The 5,203-nt window shown below is 63.6% G+C and carries 6 protein-coding genes; 2 read left to right on the plus strand and 4 right to left on the minus strand.

Going from position 1 to position 5,203, the window contains the following annotated elements:
- Positions 1-64: 64 nt before the first annotated feature.
- Entirely contained in the window at positions 65-871 is an 807-nt protein-coding gene (locus tag ACWDSL_RS51705; RefSeq protein WP_450496521.1) for a DUF6602 domain-containing protein, read from the minus strand.
- Between the two features lie 64 nt (positions 872-935).
- A complete protein-coding gene (locus ACWDSL_RS51710) occupies positions 936-1,364 on the minus strand; it encodes a very short patch repair endonuclease (RefSeq protein WP_450496523.1) in 429 nt (142 codons plus the stop codon).
- Positions 1,365-1,645: 281 nt separating this feature from the next.
- Here ACWDSL_RS51710 and ACWDSL_RS51715 point away from each other — a divergent pair, with 281 nt between their 5' ends.
- Together ACWDSL_RS51715 and ACWDSL_RS51720 are read left to right on the plus strand one after the other, a co-directional pair.
- The gene (locus tag ACWDSL_RS51715) at positions 1,646-2,833 is read left to right on the plus strand and encodes an HNH endonuclease (RefSeq protein WP_450496524.1); all 1,188 of its coding nucleotides are present in this window, start codon (positions 1,646-1,648) and stop codon (positions 2,831-2,833) included.
- 532 nt (positions 2,834-3,365) lie between these two features.
- Entirely contained in the window at positions 3,366-3,716 is a 351-nt protein-coding gene (locus tag ACWDSL_RS51720) for a hypothetical protein (RefSeq protein WP_450496525.1), read from the plus strand.
- An 80-nt stretch (positions 3,717-3,796) separates the two neighbouring features.
- On the opposite strand, the gene ACWDSL_RS51725 is transcribed toward ACWDSL_RS51720, so the two are convergent.
- Together ACWDSL_RS51725 and ACWDSL_RS51730 are read right to left on the minus strand one after the other, a co-directional pair.
- Positions 3,797-4,390, minus strand: a complete 594-nt coding sequence (locus ACWDSL_RS51725) for a hypothetical protein (protein WP_450496527.1) — start codon at positions 4,388-4,390, stop codon at positions 3,797-3,799.
- A gap of 265 nt (positions 4,391-4,655) precedes the next feature.
- Complete coding sequence (locus tag ACWDSL_RS51730) at positions 4,656-4,856, minus strand: hypothetical protein (protein WP_450496529.1); 201 nt, start codon at positions 4,854-4,856, stop codon at positions 4,656-4,658.
- Positions 4,857-5,203: the final 347 nt, after the last annotated feature.

Here is a 5,203-nt window from a genome sequence, read left to right on the forward strand (position 1 = left end):
CGGGGCTACCGCTCTGTTGCCACATTTTGAGTGGCAACAGGGCAGTGATTCCTTAAACAGCTCTCTAGATGGCCCATTTCTTTGCGATGTGTCCCAACGGTGTGGCGCCGGAGTAGGGGACGAGATCGAGCGGATTCATCCACGCATCAGAGAAATGAATGTTGAGGTGCAGGGCCAGCGAGAGAAGGATGTCTTGCTCGGGCACGGCGTCGATCTGGATCAGTGATGCGCCGGCTACCGGCGACCTGAAGAGTGAGCCAGTGCGCGGGTCGCCCCATTGCAGGTGTCCCTTCCCTACGACCCACACGCTGTCCGGCCAGTCGAAGGGATTGCGTGTCCGGCACCAGTCCATGAGGTGATTGCCGATGGTCTCCAGATTGAGACTGCCGAACGCAACGATCATTCCCGATGTCGGGAAATGGTCGTGCGTCTCACCGTACGCCTTAGTGGAGCGCGGGATCGTTCCAGGGATCGGTCGGTAGGACGTTTTCGGAATCCTTCGCACACGGCTGATCTTGTTGCAGGCGTCCGTGAGCTGAGTTCCGTCTAGCTTCGTCTTCACCTCGACCACGCCGTACACGCATTCGTTGGGGATGATACGGAACCCGTTGAGACTAGTGAAGGGCGGCGTTCCACGATCGATGAGCACGATGTCACACTGCGGTGAAACGTCACCATTCGCCGCGATAACTTCCGCATTGTGGACTGCCTCCACATGCGCCGGCAGATACCCGGAAAGAAATTCTTGAACAAGCAACTCGCGCGAGGTGCCGGCTTCCCCGTTGTGATTGAAATTCTGCGACTGCTCAAAGTCGGCGCGCATCCTTTTGGCTACAGAGCTGAGGATCTTGCCGAGTTTCTCTTGAGACATGCATTGATCTTAAGGGTGCCCGCCAGCTGCAGGCGAGCACTTCTTCAAGGGCTGCAACACACGGTCACCGTCGTCCTTGAAGCACGGCCCGTACCCTCTCCGCAGCGGCTTGTGGGTTCTCGTGCTCCCAGACACGAACTACAACCCACCCAGCGTCTTGAAGACGTTGATCGGTGTCCTTGTCTCGGGCTCCATTCTGAGCCACCTTTGCGGCCCAAAGCTCGTCGTTGTGCTCGGATACTGTGGCGTGAGCAGGGCACCCGTGCCAGAAGCAGCCGTCCAAGAAGACAGCTACCTTGGCGTGTGGGAACACGAAGTCGGGTACCCTCCGCACCTCAGGGAGGGGGCGAGCGGCAACCCGGTAGCGGAGACCTAGACGGTGTACAGCTCGCCTGAGCGCTATCGCAGACTGTGAGCCGCTGCTACGAGCTTCGCGGAGGAGCCTTGAGGCTACGGCAGAGCCCTGAGTGCAGGACGCTTCATGAGTCGGCACAGAGGTGACCGTAGCTCACGGCGTCGGCGACTGTTGGCCCTGGACTTTGACGGTTCGTGAGGCCCACGCAACACAGCAAGTCACGATCTTGTAGGCGGCTGGCCGGGCTGTTCACTCAGGGCAGCAGGTCAGCGGCTGTGACGCACGTTCTTGGACGCTCGCGGACAGTGGCAGAACGCTCCCAGCTGAGACCAGAAATGAGACCACCGGCCGCCTAGCCTGCTCCCGTTGTCAGCGGCCATCCCTAGGATCGTCGTCAGACCTGGTATGGGAGGGGACTCATGGCCACCACAGGGCTGACGGATGCCAGCATTGTTCGGCGTGTAGTCAAGGAGTACGACGCCAGTGGGCGGGATGACTTCCTGGAGGAGCACGGGTTCGAGCGTGCCAATCAGTACTACCTCCAGGTCGATGGACGGCTGTACGACGCCAAGGCCATCGCCAACGTGGCGTATCGCTACGAACATCAGGACCCTGACGCCCACGTGATCAGCGGCGGACGCGACCACAGCAATCGTCTACTGGAGCGCCTCGGCTTCACTGTGGTCGACCGTCGCCCCACCACAGTCCAGGGTGAGCGCGCCTGGCGGCTCGCAGTCTGGTCACATCTGCAGCTCACCGAAGACCTCACTCAGGTCCCGCCCGCTGTCCTCCGCGCATTCGGTGTCTACGGCGGAGCTCAGGGCGTCTGGGTGGACAAAGCAAGGACAGAAGCTGTCCACGCGGCCGGAGTCACCATGGGAGTCCTGCACACCGGTGCGCACTACCCGGACGACATCAGCGACGACGACGTGATCTACCACTACCCGACCACCGATCGGGGACCTGGCCGAGACGAATCAGAGATCGCCGCGACCAAGGCTGCAGCAGCCCTCGAACTACCCCTCTTCGTCATCGCGAAGTCAACTCCCCGGTCCACCGTGCGCATCGTCCGCCTGGCATGGGTGGAGGGCTGGGAGGAGCGCTCCAGGATCTTTCTGATCACCTTCGGAGACAGCAAACCGGAGCACGTCCTCACCGAAGACCATTCGGACGAGCAGCCCTTCTCCTTGACGGGCAACCGTAGCCGGAGCACCCGGCGAAACGTCCGCGAACGCCCCGGGCAGCGCCGCTTCAAGCTGCGGGTCTTCCAGCGCTACGGGCCTCGCTGTCCCCTCTCGGGAATCGCAGTACCCGAGATGATCGAAGCGGCTCACCTCAGGCCCGACGCCGATGACGGCACCGACGACCCCCGCAACGGCATGCCGCTCAACGCAGCCCTTCACCGCGCCTTCGATGCCCACCTGTTCGCGATCGCCCCTGACACGCTCGACGTCGTCACTCGCCCCGAGGGTCCTACGCGCGAACAGCTTGGGATCATCACCCCTCATCTGCGCGGACTGGCCCATCACCCACACGAGGCGGCACTGCGCTGGCGCTACACGGAGTGGCTGTCGCGACATGGTGGCCGGCAGCTGCAGACAGACTGAGCGGCTTTTCACGTCCCCTCAGCAGCCACCTATCAGATCGCCTCTGAGTAGTTAGTTTCCGGACCCACGCGTGCCGCAGGCTGCACCCTGGCCGGAGGATGGCCACGAGACCCCGACAATCCATATCAACAGCACGGACGACCGTCTGCCTCAGGCCGGGTGGGGTGCCACTGACAGCTCCTTCCGCCCGAGCCGACGGCCTGCTGATGTCCGCTTGGCGTCACCTCCTTGCTGCTGCACTCGAACGTCCCCTAACAGTCAGCGCAGCACCCACGGCCCCGCTACGGCCGCCCTCCGCGCTCACGTCCGCGCCAGCGATCCCCGCACCTGGACGCCAGAGCAGCATGAGCAGCACGCCCGCCTGTCCAATCAGCCGATGCGCGAGCAGACCGGAATCAGCGACTCCCCGGCGCCCGACCACACCAGCCAGTGACAGACAGCTCGAACACCACGTATCAGAGCCGTCACACCCCTACCCACACTGCTCCACATGCGTTGAAATGCCCATCACCACATCCTTGGGGGGATATCCATGAGCAACCCGTACCAGCCCGGCCCCAGTCCGTACGTCACGGCTCCGCTGCCGCCCATCGGCCGGCCGAAGATGTTCAACGCCAAGACGGCACAGGTCGTCTGGACCATCGTCCCGATCGTCACCTTGGGCATCGCGGCTGCCGTCCCGTTCGTGGTCGCCGCGGTGAAGGGCGTCATCAAGCCGTGGGTCGCGGCCGTCTACGTGGTGGTCGAGGTGGCCGTGCTCGTTGCGGTCACCCTGGTGTCGGGGAACAGCCCGTTCGTGGGGCTCTTACTGATCCTGCTGATGGTGACCTCGGCAACGCATACGGCGCTGTTGGACAGCGAGCGCATCACGATTGGGAAGTAGCGCCGCCTGCCACGCTGGAGGCTCACATCGGGTAGCGGCCGGCCCGGCCTCGTCGCAACCCATCTGCGGCGGGGCCTTCGTCACTCCGGTTCCCCTTGGGGGCGCTCTGTCAACTGGCCGTGTTCGTTCAAATGCCAGCGGAGACCGGCATCATCCGTGAAGTAGACGTGAGGGCGGTTGTTGTCCACGGTGGTCTCGGGCCAGTTCGGAGATACGAACAGGAAGGTCCGACCGGGGCCGATCAACGGCACGGGAGCTCCGAGCCGCCCGCCGCCCGGCAAGTCCTCGTGCGCCAGGTCATACGCCTCACTGGCCGTGTAGGACGCGCCGAAACGGACCTTGACTGCCCGTACAGGTTCGCTGCTCCCGTTCTCGACTTCGACGTCCCAGCGCTCGTATCCTTCCCTGGCCCTCACCCACGTGCGCTGCACCCGACGTGCTGTCCAGATCCTCATCCGGACCTGCCGAGCCTGCGCCCACTTCCGCTCCTCAGCCGCCGCACTCAACTCGGCCCGCTCCAGCGCCAGCGTCGCCGACTGCTCGGCGATGAACTCCCGCTGCTCGCGGATCTGCTTCTGCTGGCTCCTCAGCGTCCCTCGGGCGTAGTACGCCGCGGCGGCCGCGAATACTCCGGCAATCCATGTTGGGGCGTCGCCCCAGTCGATAGATCCCACGCCGGCCACGGTACGGAGGCAGACGCGCTCGCCCATTGTCTTGACCATCCCGTGCACGACTCGTGACACACGCGGCATCACGGGCCTACCGTGGCCGCAGGTTCGACCCCACGCCGAGCGTGGGCCCCTCTCCCCAGGTATGCCCCTTGCTGTGGTCGGCCCTGCTCGCGCCCCCGCTCCACCACGGGGGCGCTGGCATGCAGCCCTGTCACACCTCCGTCGCACCGTGGCCCACGTCCCTACTCGAGCTACCAGGGCTGCGCAGCTACACATGCACCCCGCCCTGCCGCTCACCAGGCGGGGCGACGCTCTCCCCACCCTTGCCGTCAAAGCGCTGAGCCCTGAACTGCAACGTCACCGCTCGCAGCTGCGCCCGCGCCTGGGCCCTCGAACCGAACCAGGCGATGACGGAGCCCAGCGCAGTGGCGCCGGAGCCTATGAACGCTCCCTCAAGGGTCGGATCCACTCGGTCATCTTGCAACAAGTGAGCAGATCAGGTGACTTGATGGCTCCCCTTGATTTACTCCGGGGCATCGCATCGCCGCGCACCCAAGGCAGGCTGTCCACCAGAGCGTGTGGCAGGGCAGCCTTCGCTCTACCTGGACCTTTATCGCTCGTCTACCCTCCACGCCAGATCACATCTGGTCGAATCTTGCCCAAAATATGATCTATGGCATATCCCAGAGTCATAAATAAGCGCCAGACCAGTCAATCATGAACTGTATAGCAGTCACTCTTATGGGTGAATGCCCCTTCGATTCTCGCGGGACGCCCTGAATTCTGGGTGTTCAATTAGCGCCGGTTGCCTAAAAC

This window comes from Streptomyces sp. NPDC000941 (genome assembly GCF_053599555.1).

What these genes read in the sequence shown, in the direction of transcription:
- ACWDSL_RS51705 (WP_450496521.1), bottom strand. Translation starts at nt 871, where the DNA reads ATGTCTCAAGAGAAACTCGGCAAGATCCTCAGCTCTGTAGCCAAAAGG.
- ACWDSL_RS51715 (WP_450496524.1), top strand. Translation starts at nt 1,646, where the DNA reads ATGGCCACCACAGGGCTGACGGATGCCAGCATTGTTCGGCGTGTAGTC.
- ACWDSL_RS51720 (WP_450496525.1), top strand. Translation starts at nt 3,366, where the DNA reads ATGAGCAACCCGTACCAGCCCGGCCCCAGTCCGTACGTCACGGCTCCG.